The organism is Solwaraspora sp. WMMB335 (assembly GCF_049179075.1).
GTDB lineage: Bacteria > Actinomycetota > Actinomycetes > Mycobacteriales > Micromonosporaceae > Micromonospora_E.
Genome location: NZ_JBMHMF010000001.1, coordinates 7,871,358 through 7,889,012 on the forward strand (window position 1 = coordinate 7,871,358; position 17,655 = coordinate 7,889,012).

General features: G+C 70.7%; 15 protein-coding genes. 14 read left to right on the forward strand and 1 reads right to left on the reverse strand.

Translation table 11 applies throughout. The features are described 5' to 3' along the window. Window positions 1-56: 56 nt before the first annotated feature. Genes ACN27F_RS33650 through ACN27F_RS33680 form a run of 7 tightly spaced genes read left to right on the forward strand, consistent with a single transcriptional unit; the run spans window position 57 to window position 8,029 of the window. A complete protein-coding gene (locus ACN27F_RS33650) occupies window positions 57-848 on the forward strand; it encodes an ATP-binding cassette domain-containing protein (RefSeq protein ID WP_421439666.1) in 792 nt (263 codons plus the stop codon). After that, entirely contained in the window at window positions 839-2,269 is a 1,431-nt protein-coding gene (locus tag ACN27F_RS33655; protein WP_421439668.1) for a zinc ribbon domain-containing protein, read from the forward strand. The genes ACN27F_RS33650 and ACN27F_RS33655 overlap by 10 nt, the downstream gene beginning before the upstream one ends. Beyond that, entirely contained in the window at window positions 2,259-3,443 is a 1,185-nt protein-coding gene (locus tag ACN27F_RS33660; RefSeq protein ID WP_421439669.1) for an acetyl-CoA acetyltransferase, read from the forward strand. The genes ACN27F_RS33655 and ACN27F_RS33660 overlap by 11 nt, the downstream gene beginning before the upstream one ends. Next, on the forward strand, window positions 3,440-4,369 hold the full coding sequence (locus ACN27F_RS33665) for an SDR family NAD(P)-dependent oxidoreductase (RefSeq protein WP_421439670.1): 930 nt from the start codon (window positions 3,440-3,442) through the stop codon (window positions 4,367-4,369). Before ACN27F_RS33660 ends, ACN27F_RS33665 begins: the two co-directional genes overlap by 4 nt. Window positions 4,370-4,389: 20 nt before the next feature. After that, entirely contained in the window at window positions 4,390-4,884 is a 495-nt protein-coding gene (locus ACN27F_RS33670) for a VOC family protein (protein WP_421439671.1), read from the forward strand. Next, window positions 4,884-6,407: a class I adenylate-forming enzyme family protein gene (locus ACN27F_RS33675; RefSeq protein WP_421439672.1), complete on the forward strand. Its 1,524-nt coding sequence runs from the start codon at window positions 4,884-4,886 to the stop codon at window positions 6,405-6,407. The genes ACN27F_RS33670 and ACN27F_RS33675 overlap by 1 nt, the downstream gene beginning before the upstream one ends. Continuing rightward, the gene (locus tag ACN27F_RS33680) at window positions 6,404-8,029 is read left to right on the forward strand and encodes a class I adenylate-forming enzyme family protein (protein WP_421439673.1); all 1,626 of its coding nucleotides are present in this window, start codon (window positions 6,404-6,406) and stop codon (window positions 8,027-8,029) included. The genes ACN27F_RS33675 and ACN27F_RS33680 overlap by 4 nt, the downstream gene beginning before the upstream one ends. Window positions 8,030-8,031: 2 nt before the next feature. Here the strand turns inward: ACN27F_RS33680 and ACN27F_RS33685 are convergent, their stop codons facing one another. Further along, window positions 8,032-9,021: an MBL fold metallo-hydrolase gene (locus tag ACN27F_RS33685; protein ID WP_421439674.1), complete on the reverse strand. Its 990-nt coding sequence runs from the start codon at window positions 9,019-9,021 to the stop codon at window positions 8,032-8,034. Between the two features lie 68 nt (window positions 9,022-9,089). Between ACN27F_RS33685 and ACN27F_RS33690 the strand changes: the two genes are divergently transcribed. The 7 genes from ACN27F_RS33690 (at window position 9,090) to ACN27F_RS33720 (ending at window position 17,646) form a co-directional block, all read left to right on the forward strand. Beyond that, a complete protein-coding gene (locus tag ACN27F_RS33690) occupies window positions 9,090-10,637 on the forward strand; it encodes an AMP-binding protein (RefSeq protein WP_421439675.1) in 1,548 nt (515 codons plus the stop codon). A 57-nt stretch (window positions 10,638-10,694) separates the two neighbouring features. Then, the gene (locus ACN27F_RS33695) at window positions 10,695-11,846 is read left to right on the forward strand and encodes an acyl-CoA dehydrogenase family protein (RefSeq protein WP_421439676.1); all 1,152 of its coding nucleotides are present in this window, start codon (window positions 10,695-10,697) and stop codon (window positions 11,844-11,846) included. A gap of 13 nt (window positions 11,847-11,859) precedes the next feature. Then, window positions 11,860-12,885 carry an acyl-CoA dehydrogenase family protein gene (locus ACN27F_RS33700; RefSeq protein WP_421439678.1) on the forward strand — a complete coding sequence of 342 codons (1,026 nt, stop codon included), beginning with the start codon at window positions 11,860-11,862 and terminating at the stop codon, window positions 12,883-12,885. Window positions 12,886-12,966: 81 nt separating this feature from the next. Further along, window positions 12,967-14,076: an LLM class flavin-dependent oxidoreductase gene (locus ACN27F_RS33705; protein WP_421439680.1), complete on the forward strand. Its 1,110-nt coding sequence runs from the start codon at window positions 12,967-12,969 to the stop codon at window positions 14,074-14,076. Next, entirely contained in the window at window positions 14,073-15,077 is a 1,005-nt protein-coding gene (locus tag ACN27F_RS33710) for an LLM class flavin-dependent oxidoreductase (protein ID WP_421439682.1), read from the forward strand. Before ACN27F_RS33705 ends, ACN27F_RS33710 begins: the two co-directional genes overlap by 4 nt. Next, window positions 15,074-16,657 carry a class I adenylate-forming enzyme family protein gene (locus tag ACN27F_RS33715; protein ID WP_421439684.1) on the forward strand — a complete coding sequence of 528 codons (1,584 nt, stop codon included), beginning with the start codon at window positions 15,074-15,076 and terminating at the stop codon, window positions 16,655-16,657. The genes ACN27F_RS33710 and ACN27F_RS33715 overlap by 4 nt, the downstream gene beginning before the upstream one ends. Then, window positions 16,654-17,646 (forward strand): LLM class flavin-dependent oxidoreductase, encoded by a 993-nt coding sequence (locus tag ACN27F_RS33720; protein WP_421439686.1) that lies wholly within the window; start codon window positions 16,654-16,656, stop codon window positions 17,644-17,646. The genes ACN27F_RS33715 and ACN27F_RS33720 overlap by 4 nt, the downstream gene beginning before the upstream one ends. The last annotated feature ends 9 nt before the right edge of the window (window positions 17,647-17,655 follow it).

Genomic DNA, 17,655 nt, shown 5'->3' on the forward strand with positions numbered 1-17,655 from the left:
TCACCCCAGGAGGTTCCTGCTTCGCCGAGGCCCCGTTCCGACGTGAAAGGAGTCCGATGACCGCGCTGCTGAGCGTCTGCGGCCTGTCCGTCGTCGCCCGACTGGCCGGCGGCGACCTGCGCCTGCTCGACAACGTCGACCTCGACGTCGACCGGGGCCGCGTCGTCGGCGTCGTCGGCGAGTCCGGCAGCGGCAAGACCACCCTGGCCCGCACCGTCGTCGGGTTGCTCGAGCGCAACGTCGATGTCGAACACGGCCGTGTCACGCTCTCCGGCGACGAGGTGGTGGCTCCCGGCGTGGACCGCACCGACCGGGTCCGGGGCGGCGCTGTGGGCATGGTCTTCCAAGACGCGTCCCGGTCGTTGAACCCGCTGATGAAGGTCGGCACGCAGCTCGGCGAGGTGCTGCGCCGCCACGTCCGGGGCATCGCCCGGGCCGAGGTCGAGCGCCGCTCGGTGGAGGTCCTGGCGCAGATGCGCATCACCGACCCGGCCCGGGTGCTCAACAGCTACCCGCACCAGCTCTCCGGCGGGCTGCGCCAGCGGGTCGCCATCGGGCTGGCCGTCGTCACCCGTCCGGCGCTGGTGATCGCCGACGAATGCACCACCGCTCTCGACGTCACCACCCAGACCAAGGTCGTCGGTCTGTTCCGCACCCTGGTCGACGAACTCGGCATCGGCCTGCTCTTCGTCACCCACGACCTGATGCTCGCCAGCGACCTCTGCGACCGGATCGCGGTGATGAGCGGCGGCCGGGTCGTCGAACAGGGCACGGCCGAGCAGGTGCTGGACGAGCCGCGACAGGAGTACACGCGGCGACTGCTCGCCGCCATTCCCTCGTGGAGCTGAAGGAGGACCAGCCGCAGATGCACGAGCAGCCCGGGATCGACGCCTATGCGGCATATCTGCCGGCGTACGGCCTCGACGACAACAGACTCGACGCCGTCGACCGGCCGCGACCGGGCAGGTTGACGCGCAGCGTCGCCGCGTTCGACGAGGACCCCGTGACGATGGCCGTCGAGGCGATGCGGCACATCCCGGCCGCCGATCCGACGGCCCCGGCGCACCTGCTGCTCGGAACCACCAGCGCGCCGTACGAGGCGAAGACCTCCGCCGGGGTGGTGCACGCGGCGCTCGGCCTCGACGCGGCGGTCGGCGCGGTCGATCTGCGCGGACAGCGGTGCGGCGCGACCGCCCTCGACCTCGTCGCGCGCTCCGGCGCCGCGGCGGCTCTGGCCGACCTGCGGACCACCCGTGCGGGCGCACCCGACGAGCTGGCGCAGGGCGACGCCGCCGCGGCGTTCGTCGGCGGCGGTACGCGGGCCGCGACGCTGCTCGCCCGGGCCGGACACACCACCGAGGTCCTCGAACGGTGGCGACTGCCCGGCGAGCGCCACGACCGGGTCTGGGACGAGCGCTTCACCGCCGAGGTGCTCGTCGCCGCCGGTCTCGACGCGGCCCGCCGCGCGCTGGCCGTCGCCGGCCTGGACACCGTCGACCAGGTGGTCGTGTCGTCGTCGAACGCCCGCGCCGCAGCGGTACTGCGTCGGACCATGCACGGTTCGGGAGCTGACGCGGAGATCGAACGGGCCACCGGCTTCACCGGCGCGGCCCACCCCGGGCTGCTGCTCGCCGCAGCGCTCGACGAGGCGCGGCCCGGTCAGACGATCCTGCTGCTGTCGGCCACCGAAGGCGCCGACGCGTTCGTCTGGCGGGTCGGCGCCGAGGCGCGGGCGGCGCGCGGCGGACCGTCGGTACGGGAGCAGCTCGCCGCCCGGCGGACGATCGGCTACGGCCGTTACCTGCACTGGCGCGGGCTGCTGGACGTGCAGGGCCCGGCCCGGCCCGCGTCCCCGGCGCCGGCGTCCCCGCCGATGGTGCGCGGCTCCGGTTGGAAGTACCGGCTGGAAGGCAGCCGATGCGACGCCTGCGGGAAGATCACCACACCACCGGCCCGGGTTTGCGCGTCCTGCGGCCTCGCGGCGACCGGGCAGACGACCGCGAAGATCTCGCTGCGGGACACGGTCGCCCGGGTCGTCTCGATGACCCGGGACCACCTGACCACCATGCCGGAGCCGGAGGTCGTGATCGTCGTCGCCGATGTCGACGGCGGCGGGCGGCTCAGCGCGTACGCGACCGACGTCGCGCCGGGGGACGTGGCGGTGGGTATGCCGATGACACCGACCTTCCGCCGGCTGTGGACCACCGACTCGATCCACAACTACTTCTGGAAGCTCCGCCCGTGGAAGGAGACCACCGATGGCCAGTAGACGGATGGCCCACGACGTGGCGATCGTCGCCATGGGCTGTACCCCGTTCCGCGACCACTGGCACTGCTCGGCCGGCGACCTACTGGTCGACGCGGTGCAGGAGTGCGTCGGATCGTTGCCCGGGGTCACCCTCGACGACATCGACGCGTTCTGGGTCGGCACCCAGGGCTCCGGCCTGTCCGGGCAGACCCTGGCCCGGCCGTTACGACTGGTCGGCAAGCCCGTCACCCGCGTCGAGAACTACTGCGCCACCGGCTCGGAGTCGCTGCGTAACGCGGCGTTCGCGGTCGCGTCCGGCGCGTACGACATGGTCATGGCGACCGGAGTGGAGAAGCTGAAGGACTCGTCGTACTCCGGTCTCGCCGCCGTCTATCCGCCCGCCGACGGCACCGACGTCGACTGGACCGCGCCCGCCGGGTTCTCCCTGCTGGCCCCCGCCTATCAGCAGACCTACGGAGTGAGCGCGCGGGACATGCGCAGCGCCCTGACGAAGGTCGCGGTGAAGAACCACGCGAACGGCGCGTTGAACGAGCGCGCCCAGTTCCGCAAGGCCGTCTCCGCCGACACCGTCGAGAAGTCGCCGCGCGTCGCCGGACAACTCGGCGTCCTGGACTGCTCGGGCGTCTCCGACGGTGCCGCGGCGGCCATCCTGGTCCGCGCCGAGGACGCCTACCGGTACACCGACAAGCCGGTGTTCCTGCGGGGGATGGGTTTCGTCGCGGGGTCGGGGTCCGGGCTGGCTACCGACGGCTACGACTTCACCACCTTCCCAGAAGTGGTCGAGGCGGCACGGCAGGCCTACGACCAGGCAGGTGTCACCGACCCGGCGTCGGAGATCTCGCTGGCCGAGGTGCACGACTGCTTCACCCCGACCGAGGTGGTCCTGATGGAGGACCTGGGCTTCTCCGAACGGGGCAAGGCCTGGCGCGACGTCCTCGACGGCCGCTACGACCTCGGGAGCGCGTTGCCGGTCAACACCGACGGCGGCCTCAAGTCGTTCGGCCACCCGATCGGCGCGACCGGGCTGCGGATGGTGTTCGAGTGCTTCACCCAGCTGCGGGGCGAGGCGGGCGCCCGTCAGGTGCCCGACGCCCGGCTGGCTCTCGCACAGAACCTCGGTGGTCAGCCGGGTTCCTGCGTCGCGTTCGTGGCGGTGCTGGGGAGCCGGCGATGAGCACCCGGGTGCGCCTCGACGGGCAGGTCGTCATCGTCACCGGTGCCGGCAACGGAATCGGTCGGGCACATGCCCTGACGCTCGCCGAGCACGGTGCCCGGGTGGTCGTCAACGACCTCGGCGGAGCCGTGGACGGTTCGGGATCCTCCGGCGCGGCGCAGCGGGTGGTCGAGGAGATCCACCGCATCGGCGGCACCGCGCTCGCCTCGACCGATTCCGTCGCGACCGCCGTCGGCGGCGCCGACCTGGTCCGCCGGGCCGTCGACGGGTTCGGGCGGATCGACGCGGTGATCCACAACGCCGGCATCCTGCGGGACAGCACGCTGGCCAGGATGCCTGCCGAGGACGTCACCGCGGTTCTCGACGTACACCTGACCGGCGCGTTCCACGTGCTGCGGCACGCCTGGGGACACATGGCCGAGCGTGGCTACGGCCGGATCGTGCTGACCAGTTCGTCGTCGGGGCTGTTCGGCAACTTCGGCCAGGCCAACTACGCGGCGGCAAAGACCGGCCTGATCGGTCTGATGAACGTCCTCGCCCTGGAAGGCGCCCGCCGTGGCATCCTGGTCAACGCGATCGCGCCCACCGCGGCGACCCGGATGACCGAGAATCTGCTGGGCGATCTGACCGACCGGTTCGACCCCCGACACGTCGCCGCGGTGGCGACCTTCCTCGCCTCCGGGCAGTGCCAGCTCAACCGGCACATCCTCACCGTCGGCGGTGGCCGGGTCGGGCGGGTCTTCCTGGGCGTCACCCCCGGTTGGTACGGCGGGGCCGAACCGGTCTCGCCCGACGACATCAGCGCGTCGATCGACCAGATCTGCCGGCTCGACGATTTCATCGTCCCCGACAGCGGCACCGACGAGGTCACGCTGATCCAGCGGACCCTGTCCGGCCCACCCAGCCCGGTGGGTCCGGCAGCCTGACCATCAAGAAGGGAGCCACCATGCCGGTCAGCGAAGTACACCATGTGGCCGTGACCGTCTCCGACGTCGACCGTGCCGCCGAGTTCTACGAGCAGGCGCTGGGCTACCGCCGGACGCTGCGGGCCGACGTCGGCGGACCCGGCATCGAGGTGTCGCTGGGGCTGCCCGCCGGCACCACCGGCCGGGTCCAGTACCTGCAGGGACCGAGCCGGATCGGCCAGCTCGAACTCATCGAGTGGAACGGCACCCCGACCCGGACCGCGACCGGCGGGCACCTGGAACTGGGTACCTTCCTGCTCAGCTTCGCGGTGCCGCGCGACGAACTGGACGAGCTGCACGAGCGGCTGGTCCAGCTGGGCGCCGAGTGCCTGAGCCCGCCGAACCGGGTTTTGCTCGACAACTACGGGCACATCACCGCGTTCGCGGCCCGCGACCTCGACGGCAATCTGCTGGAGTTCGTGGCGTTGCCGTCCCGCGAGGAAGTCATGGCCCGGCGGCGGGAGAGCGACAGCTGATGGCGAGCAGCAACTTCACCGAGACCCTGCGCCGGCAGGCGCTGCGCCGCGCCGACCGGGAGGCGCTGGTCGACGGGGACGCCCGGTGGACCTACGCCGAGCTGGACGCCGACGTCGACCGGCACGCGGCGGCGCTGCTGGGCGCCGGCATCGCGGCCGGCGACCTGATCGGGGTGCTCGGACGCAACACCGGCAGGTACGTGATCGAGCTGCTGGCGCTGAGCCGGATCGGCGCGATCTCGGTTCCCCTCAACTGGCGACTGCACACCAACGAGCAGGCGTACGTCATCGACCAGGCCGGCATCACCGGGCTGCTCTACGACGACGACTTCGCCGCCGAGGCCGCCGCGCTGATCACCAGGACCGGGCTACGGATCGCCGTCGCCAACGGCGAACGGGCGCTCGACGACGCCCACCGGCTGACCGACCTGCTGGCCGGGGTGCCGGCCGGTGCGCGGGTCCCGGACGCGGAGAAGGCCCCGGCCGACGTGCACCGACTGCTCTACACCTCCGGCACCACCGCGCGCCCCAAGGGCGTCATCCACACCTGTGGCAACCTCACCGCCAACCACCTGGCGCAGGTGCTCGAACTCGAGCTCACCCAGGATGACCGGATCCTCGTCTCGGCGCCGCTGTTCCACGTCAGCGGGCTGGAGGCGCCAGGGCTGGCGACGTTCGTGGCGGGCGCGACGATGGTGTTGACCCCGACGTTCAAGGCCGCGGACATCATCCGGATCGCGACCCGCGAACGGATCACCGGAATGGTCCTCGCGGCGCAGATCCTCTTCGGCCTGCTCGACGGCGACGACATACCGGACCTCGGGTCGTTGCGCTACCTGCTCTTCGCCGGGGTCGCGCCGAGCGTACGGCAGGAGGTGAAGCGCCGGCTGCCCCACGTACGTCTGGTCGACACCTTCGGCATGACCGAGTTGTGCAACGGCGTCTGTTACCTGGACGCCGCCCACGAACAGACCAAGATCGGTGCGTTGGGCGCACCGTTTCCGGGCGTGCACATCCGGATCGTCGACGAGGACTTCCAGCCGGTGCCGCCAGGGGTGGCGGGGGAGATCGTCGTCCGTGGGGAGAAGATCTCCCCCGGCTACTGGAACGACGACGAGGCCAACCGGCGGACCCGCCGGGACGGCTGGTTCCTCACCGGCGACGTCGGGCGCATCGACGCCGAGGGCTACCTGTGGTTCGTCGATCGCCGTGCCGATCTGATCAAGTCCGGCGGGGAGAACATCGCCAGCGCCGAGATCGAGCGGGTCGTCGCCCAGCATCCCGACGTCAGCGAGGTCGCCGTGATCGGCGTACCGGACCCCACCTGGGACGAGGTCCCGAAGGCGTACGTGATTCTGCGTGCCGGTGCGACCGCCACCCCGGAGACCATCCGCGAGTACTGCCGGGCCGAGCTGGCCCGGTACAAGGTGCCGAAGTACGTGCAGATCGTGACGTCGTTGCCGCGCAACGACTCCGGCAAGGTGCTCAAGAACGGGCTGCGCGCGGCGGCGGTGACCGGATGAGCACCGCGAACATCGCCGCGATGCTGGCCGGCAACGCCCGGCGGTTCGCCGACGCCGACGCGCTCGTCTTCGAGGGCCGTCGATGGACCCATCGGCAGCTCGCCGACGACGTCGAGGCCCTGGCCGCCGGCCTGGTCGCCGAGGGCGTACGCCGGGAAGCCCGGGTGGCGATCGTGTCGAACAACGTGCCCGAGTTCCTGTTGCTGTCCCTCGCGTTGTCGAAGCTGGGCGCGGTCTTCGTGCCGCTGAACTACCGGCTCACGGCGAGGGAACTGGCTCAGCTGCTCCGGCACGCGCGGGTGCAGGCGGTCGCGACGGTCCCGGAGTTCGCCGCGTTGACCGAGGCCGCGTTGACCGAGGCCGCGTTGACCGAGGCCGCGTTGACCGAGGCCGCGTCGGCCGAGGCCACGTCGACCGGATCCCGGTCCGGCGGACCGATCGAGGTACGCCGGTTCGCCCTGGAACCGATCGACGACGGCTGGGTCGACCTGCGGGCACTGATCGAGACCTACCGGGGGAGCCGGACCGCCGATGTCGATCTCGACGAGGCGGCCCTGCACCGGATCGTCTACACCTCCGGCACGACCGGGCTGCCGAAGGGGGTCATGCTCACGCACGGGAACGTGAACATGAACATGCACGCCCAGGTCGTGGAGCTCGGGCTGCGGCCGAGTGACCGGATTCTCAACTTCGCGCCGCTGTACCACGTCGGCGGTACCGACCTGCCCGGCTACGGCATCTGGCATGTCGGCGGCGCGATGGTGCTGCAGCGGCGGTTCGAGCCGGCGGCCGTGCTACGGGCGATCGAGACCGAGCGGATCACCGGCATGGTGATGGCGGCGACCATGCTCGACATGGTCCGCCGCGAGGCCGGTGTCGACGCCGATCTGAGCTCGGTGCGGTGGGTGATCTACTCCCAGGTGACCTCGGCGCTGTTCGCCGTGGCGCGACAGCTGTTCCCCCAGGCGCGCCTGATCGAGGGCTACGGTCTCACCGAGACGTGCAGTGCGCTGACCTACCTCGACGAGGCGCACATGGGATCCAAACAGGGCTCGGTCGGGCTCGCGGTGCCGTGGGTCCAGGTACGGGTGGTCGACGCGGACGGCAACGACGTACCGGCCGGCCACGACGGCGAGGTGATCGCGCGTGGACCGAAGGTGAGTCCCGGCTACCTCGACGATCCGCGGGCGACCCGCGCGGCGTGGCGTGACGGTTGGTTCCACACCGGCGACGTCGGTCGTTTCGACGCCGACGGCTACCTGTACATCCGGGACCGGCTCAAGGACATGATCCGCAGCGGCGGGGAGAACATGTCCAGCGCCGAGATCGAGAACGTACTGGCCGACCATCCGCTCGTGCTCGCCGTGTCGGTGGTGGCCGCACCGCATCCGGTGTGGCTGGAGGTCCCGGTGGCGTTCGTGATCGGCCGTCCGGGCCTGGAACCCGCCTCACTCGTCGCCCACGCCCGGCAGCGGCTCGGCGGGTTCAAGGTCCCCAAGGAGATCTACGTCGTGGACGAGCTTCCCACCAATCCATCCGGGAAGGTTCTCAAACGGTCCCTGCGAGAGTTGCGGTCGTCGGCGCGCCCGGACTGGACGTACGAGCGGCCGCAGCGCGACTGACGCTACCGGCCGACGCCGGTGGCGTGGCGCAGCAGGGCGTGGGCATGGACGAGGGAGAAGCGTTGGGTGCCACGGCCGAGTTCGTCCCACGGCCTGCGCCATCGCATCCGCCGGGCGACGTCCCAGGCGGTGGTGCCGGCGCCGGCCCCGGCCAGCTCCCGGACCACCGCGACCTCGTCGCGGTGGTAGGCGGTCAGCTCGTCGGCGCGGGCGGCGACCTCGCGGTAGGGGAACTGGTGGGCCGGGCAGGCGATCGTGGCACCGAGGTCGCGGATCCGGGCCAGCGTCCGGAACAGGTCTGCGGCCGGGTCGTCATCGGGCCGACTGACGATCGCGAGCTGGGCCGGGCCCTCGGGCATCATCGTGTCACCGGTGAAGACCAGGCCACGGGTGTCGAAATAGACCGTGTGCCCATAGGTGTGCCCGGGAGCCGGCACGGCGCGGATGGTCACGTCGCCGAAGCGGAACTCCGTGTCGTCGGCGACGGTCTCGTCGATCCGCAGGTCCTCGTGGTGCGTGGCGACCGCCATCGCGTCGGCGTACATCGAGTCGACGACCTCGGGCGGGGCACCGGTCAGCGCGAGCGCGGTGCGCAACTGGGTGAGGAAGCCGCCGCGGACGCGGTGCATGGTGGCGAAGTCGTCGGCGTTGCCGATGACCACCCGCGCGCCGGACAGTGTCCGGATCCGACCCGCGAAGCCGACATGGTCCGGGTGGTTGTGGGTGAGGAAGACCGTCGAGATCGTCTCGACCCGGTGGCCGACGGCGGTGACCGACCGGGTGAACGAGCGCCAACAGGCCGGGTGGTCGTATCCGGCGTCGATCAGCACGGCACCGTCGTCGGTGTCGATCAGGAAGACGACGACGTAACGCAGGGCACTGCCACTGAGCGGGACCGGGATCGCCCAGACGCCCCGCGCGACCTCGGCGGTCGCCGGCATCTGACGTGCGCGGTAGCTGGCCGCGTGTGCGTCGATCACGGGTATGGACATCGTCAGACGCCTCCCTTACTGTGGAACGACAACATACCGGATGGTCGGAATTTAACTCAAGGAGTCCGATGAGCGACGAGCGGACCGGGTTTCGGCTGTGGGCGGCCGCCGAACCGGATCTGTGCGCGATCGTGACTGCCGACGATCGGCGGATCTCCTACGGTGAGCTGTTCGCCGAGGTGAACCGGATCTCGCACGGCCTGTGCGCGGGCAACGGGCTACGCACCGGCGACACGGTCGCAGCGGTCATGACCAACAGCGTGGGCATGGTCGCGCTCTACCTGGCGGCGATGCAGTCGGGGCTCTACCTGGTGACGCTCAACTACCATCTCACCGAACCAGAGATCGCCTACGTTCTCGCCGACAGCGACGCCAGGATGGTCGTCGGTTCCGAACGGGTGGAGCAGGTCGTCGTCGCTGCCGCCGCAGCAACGCCGGGTGTCGCGGTGTTCGTCGACGGATCGCCGAGCACCGACCGCGCCCGGCCGTTGTCCGCGCTCACCGAGGGCATGCCGACGACGACTCCGGAGCAGACCCCGGCCGGATCGCTGATGATGTACACCTCCGGCACCACCGGCCGCCCCAAGGGCGTGAAACGACCGTTGAGCGGCGTCGACGCCGACACCGGGGCGCTGACCTACGGATGGCTGTTCAAGGAGTTCGGGATGGAACGACCGGCGTTCGCGTCCTGGCTCGTCTCGGCCCCGATGTACCACTCCGCCAACATCACTCCCGCGATGGGCGCCCTGCACGCCGGCGGCACGATGGTGTTGATGGACGGCTGGACGCCGGAGGGGTTCCTCCGCCGGGTCCAGCAGCGGCGGGTGACCGGGACCAGCATGGTGCCGACCCATTTCTACCGGCTGCTGCAGCTGCCCCAGCGGGTGCGCGACGACTACGACGTCTCCTCGCTGCGCTACGTCCTGCACGGTGCCGCGCCGTGTCCGCGTGAGGTCAAGCAGCAGATCCTCGACTGGTTCGGCCCGGTGGTCTACGAGTACTACGGCTCGACCGAGGTCGGCACCACCATCGCCCGCCCGTACGAGTGGCTGGCCCACCCGGGCACCGTCGGGCGGCCGGCCTCGATCTCGACCCTGCGGATTTTGGACGAACTCGGCGACGAGGTGCCGGTCGGACAGACCGGCATTGTCTACATGCGTCAGGGTGAGGACAGGGTCGAATACCACAACGATCCCGGCAAGACCGACAGCGCCCGCCGCGACGGCCTGATGACCGTCTGGGACGTCGGCCACGTCGACGAGGACGGCTTCCTGTACATCACCGGCCGGGCGGCCGAACTGATCCTGGTCGGCGGGGTCAATGTCTATCCGGCCGAGATCGAGGCCGCGCTGATCAACCACGACTGGGTCGCCGACGCCGGGGTCGTCGGCGTGCCCGACCCGGAATTCGGTGAGGTGCCGCAGGCACACGTCGTCCTGCGGGAGACGGCACCCGACGCCGACACGGCCGTCGAGGAGATCCGCGGCTACCTGGCCGAGCGGCTGGCGAAACCGAAGCGCCCGCAGACGTACGTCGTGCGTGACGCGCTGCCCCGGGACCCGAACGGCAAGCTCTACAAGGCCCGGCTCACCCGGTCCTCGGAGATCTCGGCATGACCGGCCGATCCGAGAGGTCCGAGACGTCCGAGACGTCCGATCCGAGGGGAGGCCGGCGTGGACTTTGACGACAGTGACAGCGATCTGTCATTGCGACGCGAGGTCGGCAGCTGGCTCGACGCGGCGCTGCGCGACGTGCCCGACCAGGACGAGCTGTCGCAGGCCGAGCGCGAGCACTGGTCACGGGTGTGGCAGGACCGGCTCTGCGCCGGCAACTGGGCCGGGCTGTCCTGGCCCGCGGCCCACGGCGGCCGGGGCCTGGACGCACCGGCACAGGCGATCTTCAACGAGGAGGCCGCGGTCCGGGGCGCACCCTATCCGCTCAACGGCGTCGGCATGATGCTGGCCGGGCCGACGATCATCGCGCACGGCACCGACGAGCAGCAGGCTCGGCATCTACCGGGGATCCTGCGCGGCGAGGAGTACTGGTGCCAGGGCTTCAGCGAGCCCGGGTCCGGCTCCGACCTGGCGAGCCTGCGCACGGCCGCTACCCGGGTCGACGGCGGCTGGCGCATCAACGGTGCCAAGATCTGGACCTCCAACGCGCACAACGCGTCCAGGTGCCTGCTGCTGGCACGGACCGACCCCGAGGCGGCCAAGCACCGTGGCATCACCTACTTCCTCGCCCCGATGGACGGGTTCACGGTCCGACCACTGGTGATGATCAACGGGGACACCGAGTTCAACGAGATGTTCCTCGACGACGTGTTCGTCGCCGACTCCGACGTACTCGGTGGACTCGGCAACGGCTGGCAGGTCGCACTCACCACGCTCGCCTTCGAGCGCGCCAGCATGGCCCTGAACCTGTGGGTGTGGGCCCGCCAGGCGGTGGATCGGGTGGTCGATCTGGCCATCTCGCGGGGGATCGCCGACGACAGCGCGTTCGTCGACACGGTCGGCGCGCTGCAGTGCGACGCCGAGGCGGTCCGGATCGGATCGATGCGGATGCTGGGGGAGAGCCGCGCCGGTGGCGTTCCCGGTCCGGAGACGTCGGCGTTGAAGAGCCTGTGGGCCGGGGTCGTCCAGCGCGCGAACCGCCTCGCGGTGCAGCTCGACGACGCTGGCGGAGTGCTGCTCGACGGCGATGGCACCGCCGCCCGGATGCATCGTTACCTGCGCGCCCGCGCCCACACGATCGAGGGCGGCACGGAGGAAGTCCAGAAGTCGATTCTCGCGGAGCGGGTGCTGAACCTGCCCCGCTCACGGTGAGCGGAGCGGCCGCGTGCGTGCGACATTCACCCAGGAGCAGCAGGACATCGGCAAGACCGTCGCGGCCCTCGCGCGGGCGCAGACCGGTGCGGCGCGGGCGGCGCTGTCGGGCCGGTGGCAGCCGGTCGCGTGTGACGTCGTGCTGTTGCGCGACTACTGCATGCTCGGGGTTCCCGAGTCCGCCGGTGGCATCGGGTCGAGCCTGATCGATCTGCTCGTCGCGGTGCAGACGCTCGGCGAGCACCTGGTACCGAGCCGGTTCGCGGCCCACGCGGAGGCCGTACAACTGCTCTGCGGACACGACCGGCGTTCGGAACCACTCCCGGACGACCTGCTCGACGGTCGCCGGGTGCTCGCTCCGGCGGTCGACGTGCCGCAGGCGGCCGGCTGGCCGGACCGGGTGTCGTCGGATCCGCTGACGCGGACCCTGGTGCCGTACGCCGCGCAGGCGGACGGGTTCGCCGCGGTCAGCGGCGACGGGGTCTGGATCGCAGACCCGGCGGAGATCGCCGAACGGCAGTCGTTGGACCCGTCGGTGCCGCTGTCGGACGTCTCGCTGGCCACACCGCGGCGGGTCGATCCGGTCGGCGCGGGGCTGCGCCGGGCGACGCTGGTGGTCGCCGCCGAGTTGTGCGGTGTCGCGCAGGGCGCGATCGGGCTGGCCGCCGAGCAGGCCCGTACCCGGGTGCAGTTCGGCCGGGTGATCGGGTCGTTCCAGGGCGTCGCGTTCCAGCTCGCCGAAGCCGCCACGGCGCGCAAGGCGGCGTGGGACCTGACACTGTACGCCGCCTGGGCGGCCGACAACGGCCGCCCGGACGCCGGGATCCAGGTACACGCCGCGAAGGCGGCCGCGGGCAACGCCGCGATCTTCGCCGCCGAGCGGTGCATCCAGGTGCACGGCGGGATGGGCATCACCATGGAGGCGGATCCGCATCTGTTCCTGCGTCGGGCGCTGCTGCTTGACGCCCGGCTCGGGCGGGGCCGGTGGCACCGGCGGCGCGCTGGCGCCCTGCGTATCGAGGCGCGCCGGCGCGCTTAAGGCACTGACCTGCACAGACCCTTGCAGTGCCGGTAATCACGACGTAACATACCGGCTGGTCGGAATAAACGAGGAGTGGCCGTGAAGTTCGGAGTCATGAACCTGTTCCCGGTGGCCGACGGCGCATCGGACCATCAGGTGCTTCGAGAAACTCTCGATGAGATTCAGCTGGCCGACGAGCTGGGATTCGACTCGATCTGGTTGGCCGAGCACCATTTCTCCAAGTACGGCATCCTCGGCAGTCCGGTGAACTTCGGCATGGCCGTCGCCGAGCGGACCAAGCGGATCACCATCGGTACCGCGGTGCTCGTACTGCCGCTGCACCACCCGCTGCGTCTGGCCGAGGACATCGCCGCCCTCGACGTGCTCAGCGGCGGCCGGGTCACCATCGGCGTCGGCCGGGGCTACCAGCCGGCCGAGTTCGCCGGTTTCGGAATCGCCCTGGCGGAGTCGAAGCAGCGTTACCAGGAGACCCTGGACGTGCTGCGGTTGGCGCTGTCGGAGGAGAGCTTCTCCTACCACGGCGAGATCTTCCACTTCGACGACGTCACGACCTATCCACGGCCGTTCACCCCCGGCGGACCGCCGATCCTGCAGGGCACGGTCTCCCCGGACAGCTTCCGTGACCGCGGCGCCGTCGGCGAGCCGATCATCACCTCGCCGAACTTCACACCGTTGGGCATCATGCAGCGCAACTTCAGCACCTATCGCCAGAGCATGCAGGAAAACGGGTTCGACATCGCCACCTACGAACTGCCGTTCATGCAACAGGTCTGGTGCGGCGACAGCGAGGACGGCCTGCGGCAGGCCGCCCGAGCCGCGATGAACTACTACAAGTCGGTCGGCAAGGTGATCCCGGGCTCGGAGGAGGCGATCGAGCAGGAACGGTCCTACTACGCGGCGGTCGCCAAGAACATCGAACTGTTGACCCTGGAGCAGACGCTGACCCACGGCGGTAACTTCGGCTCGGCGCAACGCGTCATCGAAACCATCGAGATGCTGCGCGAGCAACTCGGTATCAACCACTACATCGGCTGGCTGCGGATCCCGACGCTCGAGCGCAGCAGCGCACTGAAGTCGATGGAGGAGTTCGCCGCGAAGGTGATTCCGCACTTCCGCGCCGGTGACCAGGCCAGCGGCCAGGGCGACGGTACGGTCGCCGTGTCCGCCCCCGAGGTGGTCGCCGGGTGAAGATCAGCTGTTTCCTCAGCGCCCAGTTCGATCCGTCGGCCAGCGCGGCCGACGGCGTCGACGACCTCATGGCCCAGGCCGCCGCCGCCGAGGCCGCCGGCTTCCACGCCGTCTACCTGGGACATCACTTCCTGGCCCGGTCGGCGTTCGTCCAGCCGGTGCCGCTGGCCGGGTATCTCGCCCGGGCGACCGCCCGGGTACGCATCGGCTTCGCGGTGCTACTGGCGCCGTTGCTGAACCCGGTCGCGCTCGCCGAAGACCTCGCGGCCCTCGACGTGCTCTCCCGGGGACGGCTGACCGTGGGACTGGGTGCCGGCTACCGCAGACGTGAGACCACCGCGTTCGCGGTGCAGTGGGCCGACCGGCTGCGGCGGCTGCGGGAGTACGTGCCGATCCTGCGGGCGCTGTGGAACGGCGAGACGATCGACATCGCCGGCAGCTGGGGCGAGGTTCCCGGCGCGTCCCTGGCGCTGCGTCCGGTGCAACCCGGCGGCCCGCCGCTGTGGATCGGTGCGTTCGCCGAGCCGGCGATCCGCCGTGCCGCCCGTCTGGACACTGCGTGGCTCATCGGTCCCAAGGGCAACGACGAGGAACTCGGCCGGCTGCTCGGCATCTACCGCGGCGAACTCGTCGACAACGGATTCGCCGTCGACCGCGACTATCCGATGACGCGGGAGGCCTTCGTCGGTGACAGCTACGCCGCCGCGGCCGCTAGCGTCCGCCCGCACCTGCGACGGCAGTACACGGGCTACAAGTCGTGGGACGACGCCCAGTCCCTGGACATCGACCGATACCTGGCCGAAGACTGCCTGGTCGGCTCGGCGGACGAGATCGTCGACAAGCTCCTGCGCTGGGAGACCGAACTCGGCATCACCGAGGTCTCGCTGCGCCACCAGTTCGTCGGCGCCGGGCAGGACGAGGCGATGGACCAACTCGCCCGGTTCGGTGCCGAGGTCATCCCACGGCTCGCCACCTCGGCACCGACGTCGGTGCACCGATGAGCGCCGTGAACCTGGCCCGCGTCCTGGACGGCCGGCGGGCCGACCGGGGGGACCAGCCGGGACTGTACGGCGAGGACGGCAGGTCGTGGACGTTCGACCAGATCGACCTGATCGCCGGTGGGGTCGCCACCGCGTTGCGGGCCGAGGGTGTCGGCGCCGGTGACCGAGTCGCCTGCTACCTGACCAACGGTCCCGAGATCGTCTTCTTCCTCTTCGGCTGCTGGAAGATCGGCGCGGTCCCGGTGACCGTCAGCAGCCTGTACAACGCCGCCGAACTCGCCGAGTCGCTCGCCAAGACCGACCCACGGCTGCTGCTCGTCGACGGGCGTCGCCCCGACGTCGTCGCCGAACTCGTCACCACCGGTGCGCCCGTGCCGATCCGCAGCGTCGCGGGGCCGATCGCCGACGTCGGGCCCGCGGCAGAACCGGTTGCCGAGGTCGAGCCGCTGCCGTGGCGTCGGGCGGTCCGGGTGCCGGCGGTCGACGTCACCGCGGAGGCCGAGGCCTGTGTGCTGTTCACCGGTGGCACGACCGGGCGGCCGAAGGCGGTCAGCGTCACCCACGGCGGGACGCGTGAGTCGCTCATGCGCCTCGCCCGGGTGGCTACCGGCACCGACGCCGAAGGAACCGCCGCGCCGCAGGCCAAGCCGAACCTCATCGCCCTGCCGCTGTTCCACAGCGGCGGCCAGCACTCGCTGCTGTTCGCGTTCTTCGTCGGCCGCGCCGCGGTGGTCTGGGAACGGTTCGGCGTCGACCGGCTCGCCGACCTCATGGACCGGTTCGGATTCGACAACTTCTTCTTCCTGCCCACCATGGTCTACGACATCGTGCACGCCGAACGGAATTTGCCGTTCGACGGCGTCAAGTCCGTTCTGGTCGCCGGGCAGGCGATCTCCTGGCCGTTGCGCCGCGCCTTCGAACAGCGGTACCGGGTGCCGATCCTGGTCAACTACGGATCCACCGAGGCCGGGCACATCGCCGGTTGGAGCGGCCGGGACATGAAGGCCGGCCACTGGAAGCCCGGTTCCGCCGGGCGGGTCTACCCGGGGGTGGAGTTGGAGATCCGCGACGACACCGGCGCGGCCGTGCCGCCCGGCGGACAGGGCGAGGTGGTGGTCCGCTCCGCGTTGACCAAGGGCTACGTCAACGACGCCGAGGCGTCACGGGAACTGGTCCGCGACGGCTGGGTGCACACCGGTGACATCGGCTACGTCGACGACGACGGGGTCCTGTTCCTCGTCGGCCGCAAGCGGGACATGATCAAGTGTGGTGGTTTCCAGGTGTGGCCGGAGGAGATCGAGGACGAGCTGCGCGGGCATCCGTTGGTCAGTGACGTCCGGGTGCTCGGGCGCCCCGACGACCGGCTCGGTGAGATCCCGGTGGCGCTCGTGGTGCGCAGGGCCGACGACGCGGTGCCGGACAGCGAGCTCGCCGGGCGCCTCGTCGCGTACGCCAGGGACCGCCTCGCCCACTTCAAGGCCCCTCGGCGGATCGAGTTCGTACCCGCCCTGGAACGCAGCACGACCGGCAAGATCAGCCGTGTCGCGCCGTCCACCGCGCAGACGGGTGCGAGCGGATGAAATTCGGCATCATGGCGTCGCACCAGTATCCGCACGGTGACGATCTCGGCGCACACCTCGACGACCTGTTCGGCACCGTCGAACTCGCGGCGGAGCTGGGCTACGACTCGGTCTGGACGATCAACCACTTCCAGTCGAACCTGGCCACCCCACAGCCGATCTCGATGCTGGCGAGCCTCATCCCGCGCTCGGGCGACATGGTGCTCGGCACCGGCATCCTGCTGCTGCCGATGTTCCACCCGGTGCACGTCGCCGAGGAGTTCGCGACCCTGGACCACCTGTCCGGCGGGCGGGTGGTGCTCGGCGTCGGTGCCGGCTACCGGGCGAACGAGTTCGCCGCCTTCGGCGTCGACCCGCACACCCGATTCCGTCGCTTCGACGAGAGCCTGCGGCTCATCCGCGCGCTGTGGACCGGGCGACCGGTCACCCACGGCGGCGAGTTCTACCCGCAGACCGACGCCACGATCGGTGTCCGCCCGCTGACCCCGGGCGGCCCGCCGATCTGGATCGGCGCCGGCGGCAAGAAGGCGGTCCGCCGGGCCGCCCGTCTCGGCGACGCCTGGTACGCGCCGGGCAATTCGCCGAGCCAGCGGTTCCTGCCCGAGCATCTGGCCGTCTACAACGAGGCACTGACCGAGTACGGCCGGGATCCGACCTCGGTGCAGCGCCCCGTCGGCGTCGAGTTGTACTGCGCACCGAGCACCGGGCAGGCCGTCGAGGAGGCGCTGGCGCACGCCCGACGGGAGTACGCCACGTACGCCGAATACCCGGCGCTGCGTTGGCAGCGGGACCGGTTCGACGAACTGGTCCGTCACACGTTGCTGCTGGGCTCGCCGCAGTTCCTCATCGAACGGATCGCCGCCCTGCGTGACCTGGGGTTCGACCACCTCATCTTCCGCCCCGGCTGGCTGGGCATGCCGGTCGAGAAACTGCGCGCCTCGCTACGGCTGTTCGCCGCCGAGGTGTTCCCCGCCTTCCGCACCACCTGACCTAAGGAA